Here is a 16,061-nt window from a genome sequence, read left to right as displayed (position 1 = left end):
CCGGCCCCGCACCCCACGCCACTCGGCGCAAACCGCATAAGGTCAAGAGATGACCCCAACCCCGCCGGCCACCCGCTCGCGCAAGGAGGCGATGGCCCGGACCCGTGAAGCGCTCATCGACGCGGGACTGCGGCTGGCCGAACGTGTCGGACTTAGCGGTCTGAGCGTCAACCTGATCGTCGCGGAGGCTGGGGTGGCCAAGGGGACGTTTTTTCACCACTTCGGCGACCGCGCTTCGTATCTGCTGTCGCTGCACCGCGAATTCCACGAACGCTTGACGGCCCAGACGGAGGCGGCCGTGGCCGGCCTGCCACCGGGGCGCAAACGTCTCATTGCGGCCGCCAACACTTATCTCGATGGGTGCCTCCGCGATCGCGGCGTGCGCGCCCTGTTGCTCGAAGCTCGCGCCGAACCCGCGGTAACCGCCGAAATCAGTCACCGCAACATCGCCAACGCCAAGTGGTGCCAACCCGACTTCGCCGCGATGAAACACCCCTACCCCTACGAGAGCGCGCAGCTGTGGATCGGCATGACCGCCGAAGCCGCCCTGCTCGAACACCAAGCCGCCGCCGCGCTACCTGCAATCCGGGCAGCGCTCGAACACTTCGTGAACTGACCGGCATGAACGTAAGAGTTGCCCGCCTTGGCGCTGCCGTGTTGGGTTGCGCTGCGGTGATTGTGTCCGCTGCTGCGGCTGCCAGCGCTGACCCGCCAGACCCACACCAGCCGGACCTGGCGAACAACTACTGCCCAGCCGGGCAGTGGACTTATGGCCAACTGGTCATCGTCGACGGCGGTGCGGGCCAACGGCGCATGTGCGACGGTGAAAAGTACCCCGACGGGTCGTACTGGCATGAGTGGACCTGGGAGCACGGTGTGTTCGGGACGGAATCGCACCACGACTGCGTCAGCGGCAGCAGTGCTTTCCCGGCACCACCACCGCCCGGTGGCTGTGGCGGAGCAATCCCGCCCGAACAGCCTGCCCCGCCCGGCATTCAGGAATAGTCCACGTCGTTCTCGCGCGCACCCTGTGTTCCCACGGCGGCCAACGTCTGATCGCCGAGGACGGACAGGAGCTGCAGTTTGTCGTAGCTTTCGGTGCCGGGGACCGCGGTGTACACGAGCAGACGGTGCGATTGCTCCGGGTCGAGCAGCATCTGGCAGTGCAGCTCCAAGAGACCGACCTCCGGGTGAACGAAACGCTTCACCGAGCTGGGCCGGACGCCAACTTCATGGTCGTCCCACAGGCTGCGAAATTCCGCACTTCGCGCCAACAGAAGATCGGCGTACTGCGCGGCACGGGAGTCGGGACCCCGCAAGGTGACGGCTTCACGCAGGCCGGAGACGAACATCCGGGAGAGCAGGCAATGATCCTCGGGCGCATACAGATTGCGGGTGGTCGGATCGGTGAACCAGCGGAAGCCAAGGCTGCGCGCCGGACCCGTGTAGCCGGTGGTGTCGCCGGTGAGGGCGATGCCAAGTGGGGTTTGGCGCAACGTCTCAGCCAGCTCGGTGACGATCTCGGCCGGGGTGTCGCTGAGCCGGTCGATGATCCGCAACATGCCCGGACTGATGTGGTCGGGCGCCGCGCCCCGCGTGGGCGGATTGTGGCCCGCGAGACGAAACAGGTGGTCTCGCTCGTCGAGCGAGAGGTGCAGGCCTTGCGCGATGGAGGCGATCATCTGTTCGGATGGCCGAGGGCCCCGCTCGCGCTCTAGCCGCGAGTAGTAGTCGGTCGACATGTGGCATAGGGCGGCCGCCTCTTCGCGGCGCAGTCCCTCGGTCCTGCGACGCGGTCCGCGGGGCAGACCGACGTCTTCGGGCTGCAGCGATGCGCGGCGACGCCGAAGGAATTCGGCCAGCCCACTTCGATCGATCATGATGCGTCCTCACCCACCCGTTGGATATTCGGTCTACCAGCGGCACCCCACGTTCTCATTGTGGCGCAGCCGCGGCCCGGTGAGCCTCGGATTGTCAGTCCCTGGATGGCGGCTCGCGGCCGGTGCATCGTCGGTGAGGTGCCCCGTCAACGAAAGGAATCCCGCATGACGTCTCTGTCCGGGAAGGTCGCCCCGAAGACGTCGCCGATGCCGCGGGCCACACCACACGACACCAGGAGGAAACACATGCCCGGTCAGCAACCAGACGTTACGGTGCCCGACCTCACCGGCAAGCGCGTCGTCGTCACCGGCGCGAGTGACGGAATGGGGCTTGGACTCGCGTCACAACTCGCCGCGGCCGGCGCTGAGGTGCTCATGCCCGTGCGCAATCCGCGCAAGGGCGAGGCGGCGATCGCCAAGATACGAGAACAGCACCCCGGCGCGAACGTATCGCTCCGCGAGCTCGACCTGTCCTCCCTCGCTTCCGTGACAGCACTGGGCAAGACCCTGCAGGACGAGGGGCAGCCCATCCACATCCTGATCAACAACGCCGGCGTCATGACCCCGCCCAGTCGACAGGTCACCGTCGACGGGTTCGAATTGCAATTCGGCACCAACCACCTCGGGCACTTTGCCCTGGTCACGCACTTGTTGCCGCTGCTGCAAGCCGGCCGCGCGCGGGTGACCTCACAGCTGAGCGTCGCCGCGAACCGCAACCGCATTAACTGGGACGACCTGAACTGGGAGCGGTCCTATGACGGCCGCCGGGCATACAGCCAGTCCAAGATCGCGCTCGGTCTGTTCGGTCTCGAGCTCGGCAGGCGCAGCCAAGCCAACGGCTGGGGCATCACCAGCAACTTGTCGCATCCCGGCGTGGCCCCGACTAGCCTGCTCGCCGCGCGACCGGAGGTCGGGCGCGCCGAAGACACCAACTTGGTGCGGATGATCCGAGTTTTGTCAGCCCGCGGAATCCTTTTTGGCACCGTGGAGTCAGCCAAACTCCCGGCCCTGTACGCCGCGACGGCTCCGGACGCCGGTGATGGACGGTTCTATGGGCCCAGCGGGCTTGGGCACCTAGGCGGTCCCCCCGCCGAGCAAAAGCTCTACAGTCGGCTACGCAGCGCCGAGGAGGCCCAGCGCATCTGGCAAATCTCGGAGGATCTCGTCCACGCCCGAGCCCAGGAAGGCCCCGGCGCCGGTGGCGCCAACCGGCGATGATGGAGTCGACTAACAGTCCGACAGCGAGGAGCGCAGGTGGGTCGAGGCAGGATTGCGATGGCTGCCGTCTGCGCGCTGATCGCCGCCGCCGTCATCGGATGGGCGCTGGTGCGAACGACTTCGTCGGGTCCGACTCCCCCGCCCGGCAGCGTGCCGACCTGCTCACTGGGCAGCCTGCCGCGCGAGGCCCGCGACACCGTGCGGGCCATCCAGGCCAACGGCCCGTTTCCTTTTCCACGTCACGACGGGGTGGTATTCGCTAACCGCGAGGGTCATCTTCCGGACCGGAGCAAGGGGTACTACCACGAATACACCGTGAAAAACCCGAGGGCGCGCAACCGGTCGACCCGGCGCATCGTGACCGGTGGATCCCCGCTGACCAACCCGGCCGAGTACTTCTACACCGCCGACCACTACGACTCATTCTGTCTGATCACGGACGTGGGAAGGCAACCATGACACACGACTCAGAGGTACCCGTGGTCTACCGAATCGACGGTCGGAAGATCAAGTCGGTCAACGACTTCTACCGGGAAATCGGGTGCGCCGTCAATGGGCCCGGCGGGTACTTCGGACGGAATCTCGATGCGCTGGCCGATTGCCTGCGAGGCGGGTTCGGCACCCCGGAGGATCGGTGCTACGAGTTCGAATGGCTGCACAGTGCGGTCTCGCGCCACTACCTGAAGAACGTGCAGCGCGGATCGCGTCCGTTTGTCGAGTCGGTCCAAGATGTCTTCGACGACGCCGGAGTCACGCTGCACCTCCGCTAACCTCGCGCAGGCGCCGCCGCCGATGGTGAATTGTGCGGACTGGTGGTGAATTTCCGGTAACGATCAGGCGTGGCGGACTCGCCGATCTCGGCAAGGACCCATAGCCTTGAAGTTCACAGCGCTGTGAGACAGGACCGGCGGGGCCTGACCTGCCTGTCTACCCAGCTCTTCGCCACCGTGACGACGCCGTCGGTGGTTGCTCGGCTCGATCGACTTGGGTGAGCCGACTGTCGATGAAGGACCACGAACTATGTCAGTACTCCAGGACTGGATCAACCCAACCCCTATCCACTTCCCGGTGATCGCACCCGCGAAGGCGCGGGTGCGCCAGACGCTCGATGCCGTGCTGGGCCGTGGGCCGAAGCGTACGAACGACCAGCCCCGCGTGATGCGTCGGGGCGCGGAACGCTGCTAACGGTCAACGCCCGCGGGTTGGCTCGCTAACATCGTGCTGTGCAGGTAGTGCGCATCGGTAAATCGTTTGGTGTTGGCCTAGCGGCGGTTGCGATCGCAGCGGCGCTGACGTTCGCTGCAGCTGCCCTACCGGCAGCGATACCCGGGGCCGCGCGGCCGGCTGCCGCAGCGAGTTGTCCTCAAGCGGAGGTTGTCTTCGCCCGCGGTCGACTCGAGTCGCCCGGGGTTGGTGCGCTCGGCAACGCGTTCATCAACGCACTCCGTTCCAAAGCCGGCGGTAAGAACATCGGCGTGTATGCCGTGAAGTACCCGGCCGACAATGAGGTCGACGTCGGCGCCAACGACATGAGCCGACACATCCAGTACATGGTCAACAACTGTCCGGACACCCGGTTGGTGCTCGGTGGCTACTCGCTGGGCGCGGCGGTCACCGACGTGGTGCTTGCGGTGCCGATGTCGGCGTTTGGGTTCGACAGTCCCCTCCCGGACGGCGCCGATCAGCACGTCGCCGCCGTCGCCCTGTTCGGCAATGGAAGCCAATGGGCGGGTCCGATCACAAATTTCAACCCGATCTACAACGACCGGACCATCGAGTTGTGCCATGGTGCGGATCCCGTCTGTAACCCGGCCGATCCCAACACCTGGGAGAACAACTGGCCGCAACATCTGGCGAGTGCCTACATCCAGGCAGGCATGCCCGACCAAGCCGCCGACTTCGTCGCCGGCAAGCTGTAAGCGATCGATATTCGCGGCCATGTCGACGGCTGGCCCCTTTTGCCTGCGCCGCGTCGTAATTCAGCTATGGTTGATTAGATGAGTTTCGTTGTTTGGGGTGGTGATTGTTGATGCGGTACAACCCTCCTCCGAACTGGCCGAAGCCCCCCGAGGGCTGGTCGCCACCGCCGGGGTGGACCCCCGACCCGGCCTGGCCACCATCTCCGCCGGGCTGGGAATTCTGGGTTGACGATGGGGTTGCCGCGCCGGAAAAGAAATCGGATCTCAGCCGACTGCGACACAGCAGCGACGACGCCGAATACTTCGGTGACGACCGCGCATGGTCAGCGGATGCTGAACCGGCGCCGCCGCAGGTTCACCCGAGCGCCGAGCCGGCGGCGTTGCCGCCGCAGTCCGCCGAAGTCGAACCCAAGGACCTGTCTGCTCATCACATCGGCCGTACCGCCATCATCAGGTGGGACGACGAGCAGCACTACAACATCGGGACGATAGTTGCCATCACCGCTGATTCAACGGCGGTCAAGGTGCTACTCGCCGGATTAGAGACGCCGGTCTCCTTCGCAAGAGAGGTATCGGGCCAAGGCTCTGCGAATCCGCGCATCTCTGTGTGGATTTGAAGTTGTCGTCCGCGACCCGTCACCATCGCGTGGCCATCGGGTCATCGAACGGGTCGTATTTGCCGGTCGTTTTCCACTGTTCGGCGGCAGCATGCGGGCTTCCGTACCACCGGACATGGGCGGCGACCTCGGCCGGCGCGCACGCTCGATCGGAGAGATGTCCGGTCGGGATTTCTTCGTCGGACAACGGTCGCCACAGGTACGGCTGCAGCAGCCGAACGCCGAACAGGATCAGGTTGTGGGTACCTGGCAGCGCCGCCGAGGGCACGGTCATGGCGGCCGCGCCACCGTCGCGCACGGCATCGGCCAGGGATTGGGTGACCGCGTAGTCCTCGCCGACGAGCTCGTCGACCGTGGTCCCCCAGCGGTGACAGTTGTCAAAGTCGATGCGCCGCACGTCATTAACCTCGACGCCGGCGGTCCACAGGTTCAAGATGACGTCGTCGGGATCGCCGTCGGACCCCACGTTGTGGCGCAGCATCTCGGCCGCCGGCCCCAAGGGGTGCAGGCTCAGGTATTGCACGGTCTGCTGCCCGGCGCGGTGAAAGCGCCCGTCCACCGAACTCGGGAAGGCCCACCAGGGCGAGTCGTAGGCGGCGTGGCGGAATGCCGTGAATTTCATGCCGTCATGGCGCGGGCGGCGGTCGCCGCGTTGAGGATCTGCGGGTAGCGCAGCGGGTCGTCGAGCAGATCGACGGGCCGGCGACCGAGCACGGGATGTGCCCGAAAGAACCAGGCGACGGTTCCTGGTCCGGTGAATGAATGACGCAACTGGTTGACGACTTGCCCGATCATGCGGATCCGGGCGGCGTCCTCCCCGGCGGGTTCGGGTCCGTCGGGGCCGAGCCAGCGCTGCAGTTGTCGCACGGACACACCGAGCAGTTCGGCGAGCGTCTTCTGCGAGCACGCCAGGGTATCGGCGGTCCGGGTGAGCACATCGCGCACCGGGGCGCCGTCGCTGTAAGGCTGGTTGTCGACGATGTCGCGCAGCGCATGGCGGAACTGCTCAAGCGCGATCCGAACGTCGCGACGCCGCCGCTCGGCATTGTCGTGGCGCAGCGCCTTCTCGGCGCGGAACGCGGCGGCCCACAACGCGGCGGTGAGATACGGGTCGGCGTCCAGGCGTAAGGGTGTGGCGGCTCCCAGCGCGGTTTCGAAGCTGTCGATCAGCTCGATGACCCGATCGGGAACCGTCGCGGAACGCTGTAGCAGCTTCGTCGCGTCGTTGACCTCGCCGAGGAGGTCCCCCAGCCCCACCGCTGTCGTAACCATGTCGCCATTATACGACGGAATTACGCACCGGGCCGGGGTTGCGGGCCGATGCGGCGTCGACCGGCCGCCCGAGGACGGCCATCGGTCGGCTGTAGCGTGACGAGCGTGAACTTCTCTCGTGTGCCGTTGTCCGTCGCGCTTGCTGCTGGCGCCGCCTCGTTCGTCATGACCCTGGCCGCATGCGGCTCCGATGCGCATACATCGGCTAGTTCGGCTAGTTCGGCGGCGCGCACGCCCTCCCCCACCGTCACCGCGCCGACACCGGCGGCCAGCACCTGCCCAATGGCGGCGCCGCCGGACGGGAGCGCAGCCGACTGGACGCTGTCGGGGGACACCGGCAGCATCGCGGTCACCGGATCCACCGATACGGCTGCGCCGCAAGTCACGGTGGACGCACCGTTCAGCGTGGCGGAGACCCAGGTGCACACGCTGCGGGCCGGTGATGGGCCGGTCGTGGCGGCCGATGCGACGGTTTCCGTCTGCTACATGGGCGTCGACGGACGCGACGGGGCCGTGTTCGACAGCAGCTATCAACGGGGTGTCCCGGCCGACTTCCCGCTCAACCGCGTCGTGCCCGGTTTCCAAAAGGCCATCGCCGGACAAAAGGTCGGGTCCACGGTCGCGGTCGCCATGGCCTCTGCCGACGGATACCCGGAGGGTCAGCCCGCCGCCGGGATCCAGAAGGGTGACTCGCTGGTTTTCGCGATCAAGATCCTCAGCGCCTCGAATTGAGCCGCTCCACGGCCCGACCACGCGACCGCGGGGGCGCGTGGTCTAGCCCTCCGCGGTCAGTGTGTCGACGTGGTAGCGGCTGGCCGTCCAGGGCGGCGAGTCCGACGTTGGTGTGAGCGTGACCGTGACCCGCGCTTTACCCGCGGACAGCGCACCGGGCACCAGATAGGTGTCGTCCAGCCACCGGTGCACGGTATTGCTGCGTGGCTCCAGCCAATTCCCGCTGGGTACGCCGTCAATGGCGACGTCGGCCGACTGGTAGCCAATGGCCTGGTCCGACGTGCGGCGCAGCAGGATGCCTCGGTTGTCCGGGTCCACCGCAACCTCGAACGTGATCGCCGCGGTGGTGGCGCGGACCACCCCGATGACCGGCCGGGTGTCCTCGCTCCCCTCGTACTCGCTGTTCAACAGTTGATCGGTGGCCGCGGCGTCGCTGTAGCCGTGCAGGACTCGACTGCCCGGATCGCTGGGGTCGACGTCGTCGCTGCCGGCGGCGGTGTCGCTTGGTTGCGTGTAGAGGAACGCGGTTGAGCTGTAGTCGGGTTGCACCATGTTGCGTTTGCCGTGCTCAATGCCAAACCGGATGGCGGAGTGATAGCCGATGGCGTCGGCGAGCATGAGCCGATAGGCGCCGACGCAGTAGTCGGCGCATCCGGCGGCCGCCGTGCGTTGGTCGGGTTGGCCGGTGAGCGGCGCACTAAAGTGCGTGCCGCCCTTGAAATACCAGCCGCCTTCGTAGAAGTCCTCGGTGCCCGTTCCGTACCACTGGGGCGACGCGGAACCGTCGGTGTACACCCGTTCGGCGCCTTCGAGGAAGTAGGGGGCGGCGTCGCTGAACGCCGTTTTGATCCGCGAACCGCGGATGGTGTGGCTGACACCCACGAATTTGCCGTGCCCCGGTTCATCGGCGAATAGCCAGTCCTGACCGAGGATCGTTGGCCCGGCGTGCGACCGTGCGGTGAAGTAGCCGGCCCGACCGCTGGCGAGCGCGGCCGCCCACTGGGGGTCGGGTGCGGTCACCACATCGCAGTCGATCCCCGATACCGGACTGTCGGTGGTGTTGACGAGGGCGACGTGGGCGGAGCTGGCAAAAGGCATGGGCCACCACTCCGACAACGACAACGCCCCGTCGGGCTGCGGTGTCGCGCCGAACATCAGCGATCGCACGCCGGTGGCGCCCAGCCCGGCGCCGAAGAATTCCCCCAGGGGCGAGTCGACCAGGCTCTGGCCGTCGAACTCGATCTGCAGCCGCAGCCCGGCCAGGAGGTGATCGGCGGGCGGCGGTAGCCGCAGGTGCAGCTCCGAGATCGTGCCCGATCCGGTCGATTCCGCGATCGTCAGCCCGGCGCCGGCGGGGAGGTCGACCACCCCACGGTGACGTGCCGCGCTGGCTGCGCTCGGTTTGGGGTCGCCCGCTCCCGCGGAGCGGAAGATGGCGATCACGTCGAGCGCGGGGTCGGCGGGCGAGAACGTGCCTACGCCGTCGGCAGTCGAAAACTGGCGATAGTCGACGTGGTAGTACTCCAAATGGGCTGCGACGCTGATCCGCATCGCTTGCCGGTACGGCATCGGTACCTTGATGTAAACCCCGCCCGGGGACTGCGCACCGTTGGCCACCAGCGGCCACACGAACGGCGCACCCAACCCACCGTCGACCACCGATTGCAGGGGCGCGTCGAGCACTGTCTGGCCGTCCAGTTCGATGCGGATCGTTCCGAGGGCTGTCACCTTGCCGCCGTCGCGGGTGAACCAGATCGAATCGACCTCGCCGGCGCCGTGGTCTTCCGCGATGACACAGCCGGCGCCGCCGACCGCCAAACATCCGCCGGTGCCGTTCCGGTTCCCGGTCGCGATGTCGGCATCGCCGCCGCTGCGATCGAAGCTCGACACCTGCAGGGACTGCGTGTCGGCGCTCAGATACGGCAACCGATCCAATCGGCGGTAGGTGTCCCAGCCCACCAACCTGGCGCCGGGGTCTGCGATGACGGGCTCGGCACCGGCACTGGCTGCGCCCACAACACCGGCACCGCCCGACAGCAGCAAGGCGAACACCGCGCAAACCACCCGCACCGCCACCGGCATAGCAACACAGGCTACTTTTCGCCCCCGGTGTCGAATGGGTTTTCCGCCCCTCCACGGATGGGCGGCCTCGGCGAAACTCCCCTACCAGCACCGGGCGGAGGAGTAAAAGACAGCTATGCGGCCACGACGTCCCCTCGCTGCGGTGATCGCGGCGACGGTCGTCTGCATGACGATGGGGGTTCCGCCGGTGGCGCACGCCGAAGAGGCCGGATTCGTCCCGGATCCGGTGGACCACGTCGACACGCTGATCGGCACCGGAACCGGCGGCGAGACGGTGGGCGAGATCAACAACTTCCCCGGCGCCTCGGTGCCGTTCGGCATGGTGCAGTACTCGCCGGACACCACCGACACCTACGCCGGCTACGACCACGACAACGAGCGCTCCACCGGATTCAGCATGACCCACGCCTCGGTGGGCTGCGCCGCGTTCGGCGACATCCCGATGCTGCCCACCACGACCCCGATCGGCTCGCAGCCCTGGGCTGCGTGGGAGCGCATCGCCCACGACGACACCGAGGTCGGCGTGCCCGGCTACTACACGGTGCGGTTCCCCGACACCGGTGTGACCGCGGAACTGACCGCCACCGCCCGCACGGGCGCCGGCCGGTTTCGCTACCCCGACAACGGTCGGCCCGCGCTGTTTCACGTGCGTCCCGGCGGGTCGCTGGCGGGCAACTCCGCGGCGACGATCCAGATCGGCGCGGACAACGCCACGATCACCGGCTCGGCCACCTCCGGCGAATTCTGCGGCAAGAACAACGCCTACACGGTGTACTTCGCCATGAAGTTCAGCCAGCCGTTCAGCGCATATGGCACCTGGGACGGCGACGCGGTCTTCCCCGGCGTGCGCAGCGTGGAATCCAGCCGTGGCGGCGGCTACGTAGAGTTCCCGGCCGGCTCGATGCTCGACGTGCGAACCGCGCTCTCCTACGTCAGCGTTGACGGAGCGCGAGCGAACCTGGCCGCCGAGGGCGACCGCAGTTTCGACGACGTGCGCGCCGCGGCATCAACGGTTTGGGACGCCACACTGTCGCGGATCGCGGTGGCCGGCACCGATACCAACGACGTGACAACCTTCTATACCGCGCTGTATCGAGCGTTGCTGCACCCCAACACCTTCAACGATGTGGACGGGCGGTACGTCGGGTTCGACCACAACATCCACACCGTGGCCCCCGGGCGCACCCAGTACGCCAACTTCTCCGACTGGGACACCTACCGGTGCCTGGCCGCCCTGCAGGCCTTGCTCTTCCCAAAGCACGCCAGCGACATGGTGCAATCACTGGTGAACGACGCCGCGCAGAGCGGATCGTATCCGCGCTGGGCGCTGGCAAATTCCGCGACCGGCGAGATGACCGGCGACAACGTGGTGCCGCTGATCGTGAATCTGTACACCTTCGGAGGTGCGGACTTCGACCTCCGAACGGCATTGCGCTACATGGTGAACGCGGCAACCCAGGGCGGTGTCGGGCGGGACGGCTACGTGGAGCGGCCGGGAATCGCCACCTATCTGGCCCATGGCTACGCGCCGCAGACACCCGAATTCAGCACTGATCACACGATCGTGGGAGCCTCAATCACGCTGGAATGGTCGGTCGACGACTTCACCATCGCCCGGTTCGCCGCCTCGCTCGGCGACACCGCAACCGCCGCGGAATTCCAGCACCGGGCGCAGTACTGGCAGCACCTGTTCAATCCGGCCACCGGCTACATTTCACCCCGCAGTGGCGCCGGCACCTTCCTCGACGGCCCCGGGTTCGTGGAACCCGGGTCAGACGACTTCGGCCAGGACGGATTCGACGAGGGCAACGCCGAGCAATACCTCTGGTGGGTGCCGCACAACGTCGCCGGCCTGACCGCCGCGCTCGGCGGCCGCCAAGCCGTGGCCGACCGGCTTGACCGCTTCACGTCGCAGCTCAACGCCGGCCCCAACCAGCCCTATCTGTGGATCGGCAACGAGCCCAACTTCGGGGTGCCGTGGCTGTACAACTACGTCGGCCAACCGTGGAAGACCCAGCAGACGGTGGACCGGGTCCGCAGCGAGCTGTTCGGCCCCACACCCAACGGCGAGCCCGGCAACGATGACCTCGGCGCGATGTCCAGCTGGTATGTCTGGGCCGCCCTTGGCCTATACCCGAGCACCCCGGGAACGCCGATCCTCACCGTGAACACCCCACTGTTCGATCGCGCCGAAATCAGGCTCCCCGCAGGGCAAGCCATTCAAATCCGCGCGCCGGGCGCGTCGGGGCCGACCGGCCTGAAATACATCAGCGGGCTGGCCGTCGACGGCGAGGCCACCGACCAAACGTCCCTTCCGGAGTCGATCATCCGCACCGGCGGTGAGCTCACCTTCTCGCTCTCCCCCGTCGCCAACACCGTTTGGGGCACTGCCGAATCCGCCGCGCCACCCTCGTTCGGTGGATGACGGGTGTCGTCGGTGCCACCGGCTGCCGAGGGCCCGCAAGCTCAGCAGAACGCGAAGGAGCAGAAGAAGGCGGCCGTCACGAGCGCAATCGCGAGCGCGGCGGTGGTCTGTCCCATCGCCGTCGTCACGACGATACCGACAATCGCGCTGACAAAAATCGCGACCAGCAGGGTAGCCAGGACCACTCGCCTCGGACTGATCGTTCCGGTCGTGCGCGGTGTGACCACTACGGGCTTACCATTCACGCTTCTCACAAACACCTCCGAGTGTGATGTGGTTCACAGTCTACCGCCAGGTTGATGTGGATCACAGTAACTGACACGCGGACATCACGGTACACGCGGGTGGGCACGGCCAGCAGGCGGACCACCCATTCGGGTTTAGCGCGGCCTGGGGCAGGTAACGCCGCTGATAGACCGAGTTTGGCTGGCCGCTGGCCGGAAAGGAGGGCGATGAGCGGGTCAGGACTGGCGACGGCGGTCCGCGACGACAGCGAAACACCGCAGCAGCGGCGGCACCGGCCAGCCGAGATGGACGAGGCCGGCGTGCGGCGGGTTCTCGATGTCGCGTTGCGTTTCGGGCAGCTGCTGCTGGCCTGCCAGGCGGGCACTGCGGATGTGGCCGCGACGGTCGCTGCGGTGGCCACCGCCTACGGGCTTCCCGCCACCCACGTCGACATCACCGCGAACTCGATCACGGTGTCGGTGCCGCGCGGGGTAGCCGGCGCACCGGTGACCGCGATGTATCTGGCGCAGTCGCGGTCGCTGGACTACACGCGGCTGCAGCTGACCACCGACCTCGCCCAGCACGTCGTCGATACCACACCGGAGCCCGAGTGGGTGCAGCGCAGGTTGAACGCGCTGGAACGGGCCCAACATCCCTACCCACGCTGGGTGTCCACCGTTGCGCTGGGGGTGATGGCCGGAAGCTTCTCCATGCTGCTGGGCGCCGGGCTACTGGTGGCCGCGATCGCGGCGGTGACGACCGCACTGATCGACCGCGTCGGCCGTATCCTCAACGGTTGGCATTTGCCGATGCTGTTCTTGCAGGTGGTCGGCGCCACCATCGCTACCGGGGTGACCGTCGGGCTCGACGCCGCCGGTCAACTGCCGGCCGGCACCGCCCCGTCGGTGGTGGTGGCGGCCAACATCGTGGCGCTGCTGTCGGGGCTGGCCACGGTGGGCTCCGTGCAGGACGCCATCACCGGCTTTCAGCTGACCGCCGTCTCGCGGATGATGGACATCCTGCTGTCGTCGGTGGGCATCTTGGTCGGTGTCACCATCGCGGTCCGCATCGGGGTGGCTGCCGGTGTCGATGTCAGTGTCAGCCCCGACGTGCCGGTCGGACCGCTCGGCGTCCCGGTGCGCGTGCTGGCGGGCGCGGTCGGTGCCGCCGCCTCGGCGGTCTCCAGCTACGCACCGGTGCGGGCGGCGTTGGCGGCCGGTGCGGCAGGAGCAACCGGCGCGCTGCTGTTCTTCGGACTGCGGATCGCCGGGGTTGACCAAATCACCAGCTCATTCGTGGCCGCCGCCGCGATCGGTCTGGGCGGGGCGATCGGCGCGCGCCGGGTGCGGGTTCCACTGTTGGTGATCGCGATGGCCGGCATCGTGCCGCTGGTCCCGGGGATGACGCTATACCGCGGGTTCGTCCACCTGGTCAACGGGCAGGCCACCGCCGGGGGCAACTGGCTCATGCTGGCGGCCGGGACGGCGCTGGCGCTCGGCGCGGGCGTGGTGCTCGGGCCGCTGCTGGCGCCCTCGGTCCGGCGCGAACTGGCCCGTTACCGCCGCCGGCCTCGAGGCGGTTCCCGGCGCCACCTACTCGGTCAGCACCGCATGCCGCAACTTGCCGGAATCCGGCCGCGGCGCCCAACGACTAGTGCTAGCCGCACATTTCGCCCCCGCCGGCGGCACCCGCGGATAGCAGCGGAATCAACCAACCAACCCGCTACGGTGAAAAGGCATGACTGAAAAGCCATTGATTAAAAGCGTTCCCTTCACCCATGACCCGTGGGTCGCGGCGTCGACTCGCTATGACCACATGCCCTACCGCCGGGTCGGCGAGTCCGGCCTGCTGCTGCCGGCGCTGTCCCTCGGCCTCTGGTACAACTTCGGAGATAACCGCCCGTTCGACACCCAGCGTGAGGTGCTGCGCTACGCGTTCGACCGCGGCATCACGCATTTCGATCTCGCCAACAACTACGGACCGCCGTACGGCTCCGCCGAGGAAAACTTCGGCCGGATGCTGCGGCATGATTTCAAGCCGTATCGCCACGAACTGCTGATCTCGAGTAAGGCCGGCTGGGACATGTGGCCCGGACCCTACGGTCAGCTCGGTGGCCGCACCTACCTGCTGTCCAGCCTCGATGAGTCACTCAGTCGGCTCGGGCTGGACTATCTCGACATCTTCTACTCGCACCGGGTCGATCCGCGCACCCCGCTCGCGGAGACGATCGGAGCGCTCGACACCGCGGTACGGGCCGGCAAGGCACGCTACGTCGGTATCTCCTCGTACTCCGCGACCAACACCGCGGAAGCCGCCGCGATCGCCAAACAGCTCGGCACACCGCTGGTGATCCACCAACCGTCCTATTCGATGTTGAACCGCTGGATCGAGGGCGGCTTGACCGATGCGCTGAGCACCGCCGGGATGGGCGCGATCACGTTCGTGGCCCTGGCCCAGGGCCTGCTCACCGACCGCTATGTCGACACGCCGACCGAGGAGATCGTCCGGGCCACCGACCGACCCACCTTCGATCACAAGCTGGTGACCGACACGGTGCGGAAACGCTTGCAGGCCTTGCAGCGAATCGCAAAGAAGCGCGGCCAAACCCTCGCGCAGCTGGCGCTGGCCTGGGTGCTGCGCGACCCGACGGTGGCGTCGACCCTGGTCGGCGCATCCAGCGTGGCGCAACTGGAAGAAAACCTCGGGGCGCTGGACCACCTCGAGTTCACCTCCGAGGAACTAACCGAGATCGATCAGTACGCAACCGAATCCGGCGTTGACGACCTCTGGCGCTCCAGCTCCGACCTGTAGTCAGACCGGCTCGGCGGCCAACGCCCCGGCGGTGTTGAGCACAGCACCCAACTGGTCGACGATGGCCGGTGCGGCGGCGACCGTCGACGCGGATTGGTGAGTATGGGCGTTGCCGCAGGCGTCGGTGACATGTGCGCCGGCTTCACGGGCGATGAGTGTTCCCGCGGCGGTGTCCCAGGGCTTGTTGGACATCATGACGCACGCGTCCAGCGATCCTTCGGCGACGAACGCGAGGTCAAGCGTTGCCGCCCCGACCATGCGGATCCGTTCGACGCGGGGCACCAGTTCGGTGGTAATCGCGAGCCGACGCTCGTTCAGCGCGGCCGCGTCGGCACCGACGGCGTAATCGCCCAACGACACGATGGCGTCACTGAGGTTGTCGGTACTGCTGGTGGTGATGGGTTCGCCGTTGCGGAACGCGCCGCCGCCGTCGACGGCGTGGTAGATGCGGCCGAGCAACGGCGCATTGGTCACCGCGACCACGGTGCGGCCGCGGTGCAGCAACGCAAGGGACACCGCGCACAACGGTAATCCGTGGACGAAATTGGATGTCCCGTCGATCGGATCGAGAACCCAAAGCCATTCTGTCGTCGTGATGTCGGGCTGGTGTTCAGATTCCTCGGCCAGCAATGGGATATCGGGTGTGGCCCGTGCGAGGTGCTCGGCAATATCGCGCTGAATCGCGAGGTCGATGTCGGTAACGGTGTCTCGATCACCCTTGTGACGCACCGTACCCGGCTGCGACGTCGCAAGGGTTTTTGCCCCAGTTTCTGTTGCTTGCCAGGCTATTTCGAGATGTCCGTGATTAGTTTTCATGCGACAGGCTGGCCTCACTTCCAGTGGCACCCCAACACGTTGGCAAACGCGCGAGAGCGGTTCG

15 protein-coding genes and 1 pseudogene are annotated in these 16,061 nt (G+C 67.0%); 10 read left to right on the top strand and 6 right to left on the bottom strand.

All coding sequences use genetic code 11. The annotated features are described in order from the left end of the window. Nucleotides 1-49 precede the first annotated feature (49 nt). Entirely contained in the window at nt 50-616 is a 567-nt protein-coding gene (locus ACAG26_RS12875; protein WP_370482705.1) for a TetR/AcrR family transcriptional regulator, read from the top strand. Between the two features lie 379 nt (nt 617-995). On the opposite strand, the gene ACAG26_RS12870 is transcribed toward ACAG26_RS12875, so the two are convergent. After that, nucleotides 996-1,880, bottom strand: coding sequence for a helix-turn-helix transcriptional regulator (locus tag ACAG26_RS12870; RefSeq protein WP_370482704.1), 885 nt, complete (start codon nt 1,878-1,880; stop codon nt 996-998). A gap of 246 nt (nt 1,881-2,126) precedes the next feature. Here ACAG26_RS12870 and ACAG26_RS12865 point away from each other — a divergent pair, with 246 nt between their 5' ends. The 5 genes from ACAG26_RS12865 to ACAG26_RS12845 all read left to right on the top strand — a co-directional run bounded on the left by ACAG26_RS12865 (nt 2,127) and on the right by ACAG26_RS12845 (nt 5,634). Next, on the top strand, nt 2,127-3,098 hold the full coding sequence (locus ACAG26_RS12865) for an SDR family oxidoreductase (RefSeq protein ID WP_370482754.1): 972 nt from the start codon (nt 2,127-2,129) through the stop codon (nt 3,096-3,098). Nucleotides 3,099-3,155: 57 nt separating this feature from the next. After that, the gene (locus ACAG26_RS12860) at nt 3,156-3,557 is read left to right on the top strand and encodes a ribonuclease domain-containing protein (RefSeq protein ID WP_370482702.1); all 402 of its coding nucleotides are present in this window, start codon (nt 3,156-3,158) and stop codon (nt 3,555-3,557) included. Then, nucleotides 3,554-3,868: a barstar family protein gene (locus ACAG26_RS12855; protein ID WP_370482700.1), complete on the top strand. Its 315-nt coding sequence runs from the start codon at nt 3,554-3,556 to the stop codon at nt 3,866-3,868. Before ACAG26_RS12860 ends, ACAG26_RS12855 begins: the two co-directional genes overlap by 4 nt. Before the next feature lie 453 nt (nt 3,869-4,321). Further along, a complete protein-coding gene (locus ACAG26_RS12850) occupies nt 4,322-5,017 on the top strand; it encodes a cutinase family protein (protein WP_370482698.1) in 696 nt (231 codons plus the stop codon). Nucleotides 5,018-5,127: 110 nt separating this feature from the next. Then, entirely contained in the window at nt 5,128-5,634 is a 507-nt protein-coding gene (locus ACAG26_RS12845; protein WP_370482696.1) for a hypothetical protein, read from the top strand. Nucleotides 5,635-5,653: 19 nt separating this feature from the next. Here ACAG26_RS12845 and ACAG26_RS12840 read toward each other — a convergent pair whose 3' ends face one another. Together ACAG26_RS12840 and ACAG26_RS12835 are read right to left on the bottom strand one after the other, a co-directional pair. Further along, complete coding sequence (locus tag ACAG26_RS12840) at nt 5,654-6,256, bottom strand: RES family NAD+ phosphorylase (protein WP_370482692.1); 603 nt, start codon at nt 6,254-6,256, stop codon at nt 5,654-5,656. Then, a complete protein-coding gene (locus ACAG26_RS12835; RefSeq protein WP_370482690.1) occupies nt 6,253-6,906 on the bottom strand; it encodes a hypothetical protein in 654 nt (217 codons plus the stop codon). The genes ACAG26_RS12840 and ACAG26_RS12835 overlap by 4 nt, the downstream gene beginning before the upstream one ends. 105 nt (nt 6,907-7,011) lie before the next feature. Here ACAG26_RS12835 and ACAG26_RS12830 point away from each other — a divergent pair, with 105 nt between their 5' ends. After that, on the top strand, nt 7,012-7,638 hold the full coding sequence (locus ACAG26_RS12830; protein WP_370482684.1) for an FKBP-type peptidyl-prolyl cis-trans isomerase: 627 nt from the start codon (nt 7,012-7,014) through the stop codon (nt 7,636-7,638). A gap of 42 nt (nt 7,639-7,680) precedes the next feature. Here the strand turns inward: ACAG26_RS12830 and ACAG26_RS12825 are convergent, their stop codons facing one another. Continuing rightward, nucleotides 7,681-9,690 (bottom strand): glycoside hydrolase family 172 protein, encoded by a 2,010-nt coding sequence (locus tag ACAG26_RS12825; RefSeq protein ID WP_370482753.1) that lies wholly within the window; start codon nt 9,688-9,690, stop codon nt 7,681-7,683. A 145-nt stretch (nt 9,691-9,835) separates the two neighbouring features. Between ACAG26_RS12825 and ACAG26_RS12820 the strand changes: the two are divergent. Then, nucleotides 9,836-12,139: pseudogene (locus ACAG26_RS12820) on the top strand (GH92 family glycosyl hydrolase); the annotation flags it as partial. A gap of 47 nt (nt 12,140-12,186) precedes the next feature. Here the strand turns inward: ACAG26_RS12820 and ACAG26_RS12815 are convergent. Next, nucleotides 12,187-12,372: a hypothetical protein gene (locus tag ACAG26_RS12815; protein WP_071019960.1), complete on the bottom strand. Its 186-nt coding sequence runs from the start codon at nt 12,370-12,372 to the stop codon at nt 12,187-12,189. Nucleotides 12,373-12,597: 225 nt separating this feature from the next. Between ACAG26_RS12815 and ACAG26_RS12810 the strand changes: the two genes are divergently transcribed. After that, nucleotides 12,598-14,115, top strand: coding sequence for a threonine/serine exporter ThrE family protein (locus tag ACAG26_RS12810; protein WP_370482679.1), 1,518 nt, complete (start codon nt 12,598-12,600; stop codon nt 14,113-14,115). Then, nucleotides 14,108-15,181: an aldo/keto reductase gene (locus ACAG26_RS12805; protein ID WP_370482677.1), complete on the top strand. Its 1,074-nt coding sequence runs from the start codon at nt 14,108-14,110 to the stop codon at nt 15,179-15,181. Before ACAG26_RS12810 ends, ACAG26_RS12805 begins: the two co-directional genes overlap by 8 nt. On the opposite strand, the gene ACAG26_RS12800 is transcribed toward ACAG26_RS12805, so the two are convergent. Further along, entirely contained in the window at nt 15,182-15,997 is an 816-nt protein-coding gene (locus ACAG26_RS12800) for an inositol monophosphatase (protein ID WP_370482751.1), read from the bottom strand. Nucleotides 15,998-16,061: the final 64 nt, after the last annotated feature.

It is taken from the genome of Mycobacterium sp. pUA109, assembly GCF_041287095.1.
In the GTDB taxonomy this organism is placed as follows: Bacteria; Actinomycetota; Actinomycetes; order Mycobacteriales; family Mycobacteriaceae; genus Mycobacterium.
This window is presented reverse-complemented; position numbering and strand designations above follow the sequence as displayed.

What these genes read in the sequence shown, in the direction of transcription:
- ACAG26_RS12875 (WP_370482705.1), top strand. Translation starts at nt 50, where the DNA reads ATGACCCCAACCCCGCCGGCCACCCGCTCGCGCAAGGAGGCGATGGCC.
- ACAG26_RS12870 (WP_370482704.1), bottom strand. Translation starts at nt 1,880, where the DNA reads ATGATCGATCGAAGTGGGCTGGCCGAATTCCTTCGGCGTCGCCGCGCA.
- ACAG26_RS12865 (WP_370482754.1), top strand. Translation starts at nt 2,127, where the DNA reads ATGCCCGGTCAGCAACCAGACGTTACGGTGCCCGACCTCACCGGCAAG.
- ACAG26_RS12860 (WP_370482702.1), top strand. Translation starts at nt 3,156, where the DNA reads ATGGCTGCCGTCTGCGCGCTGATCGCCGCCGCCGTCATCGGATGGGCG.
- ACAG26_RS12855 (WP_370482700.1), top strand. Translation starts at nt 3,554, where the DNA reads ATGACACACGACTCAGAGGTACCCGTGGTCTACCGAATCGACGGTCGG.
- ACAG26_RS12845 (WP_370482696.1), top strand. Translation starts at nt 5,128, where the DNA reads ATGCGGTACAACCCTCCTCCGAACTGGCCGAAGCCCCCCGAGGGCTGG.
- ACAG26_RS12840 (WP_370482692.1), bottom strand. Translation starts at nt 6,256, where the DNA reads ATGAAATTCACGGCATTCCGCCACGCCGCCTACGACTCGCCCTGGTGG.
- ACAG26_RS12835 (WP_370482690.1), bottom strand. Translation starts at nt 6,906, where the DNA reads ATGGTTACGACAGCGGTGGGGCTGGGGGACCTCCTCGGCGAGGTCAAC.
- ACAG26_RS12810 (WP_370482679.1), top strand. Translation starts at nt 12,598, where the DNA reads ATGAGCGGGTCAGGACTGGCGACGGCGGTCCGCGACGACAGCGAAACA.
- ACAG26_RS12805 (WP_370482677.1), top strand. Translation starts at nt 14,108, where the DNA reads ATGACTGAAAAGCCATTGATTAAAAGCGTTCCCTTCACCCATGACCCG.
- ACAG26_RS12800 (WP_370482751.1), bottom strand. Translation starts at nt 15,997, where the DNA reads ATGAAAACTAATCACGGACATCTCGAAATAGCCTGGCAAGCAACAGAA.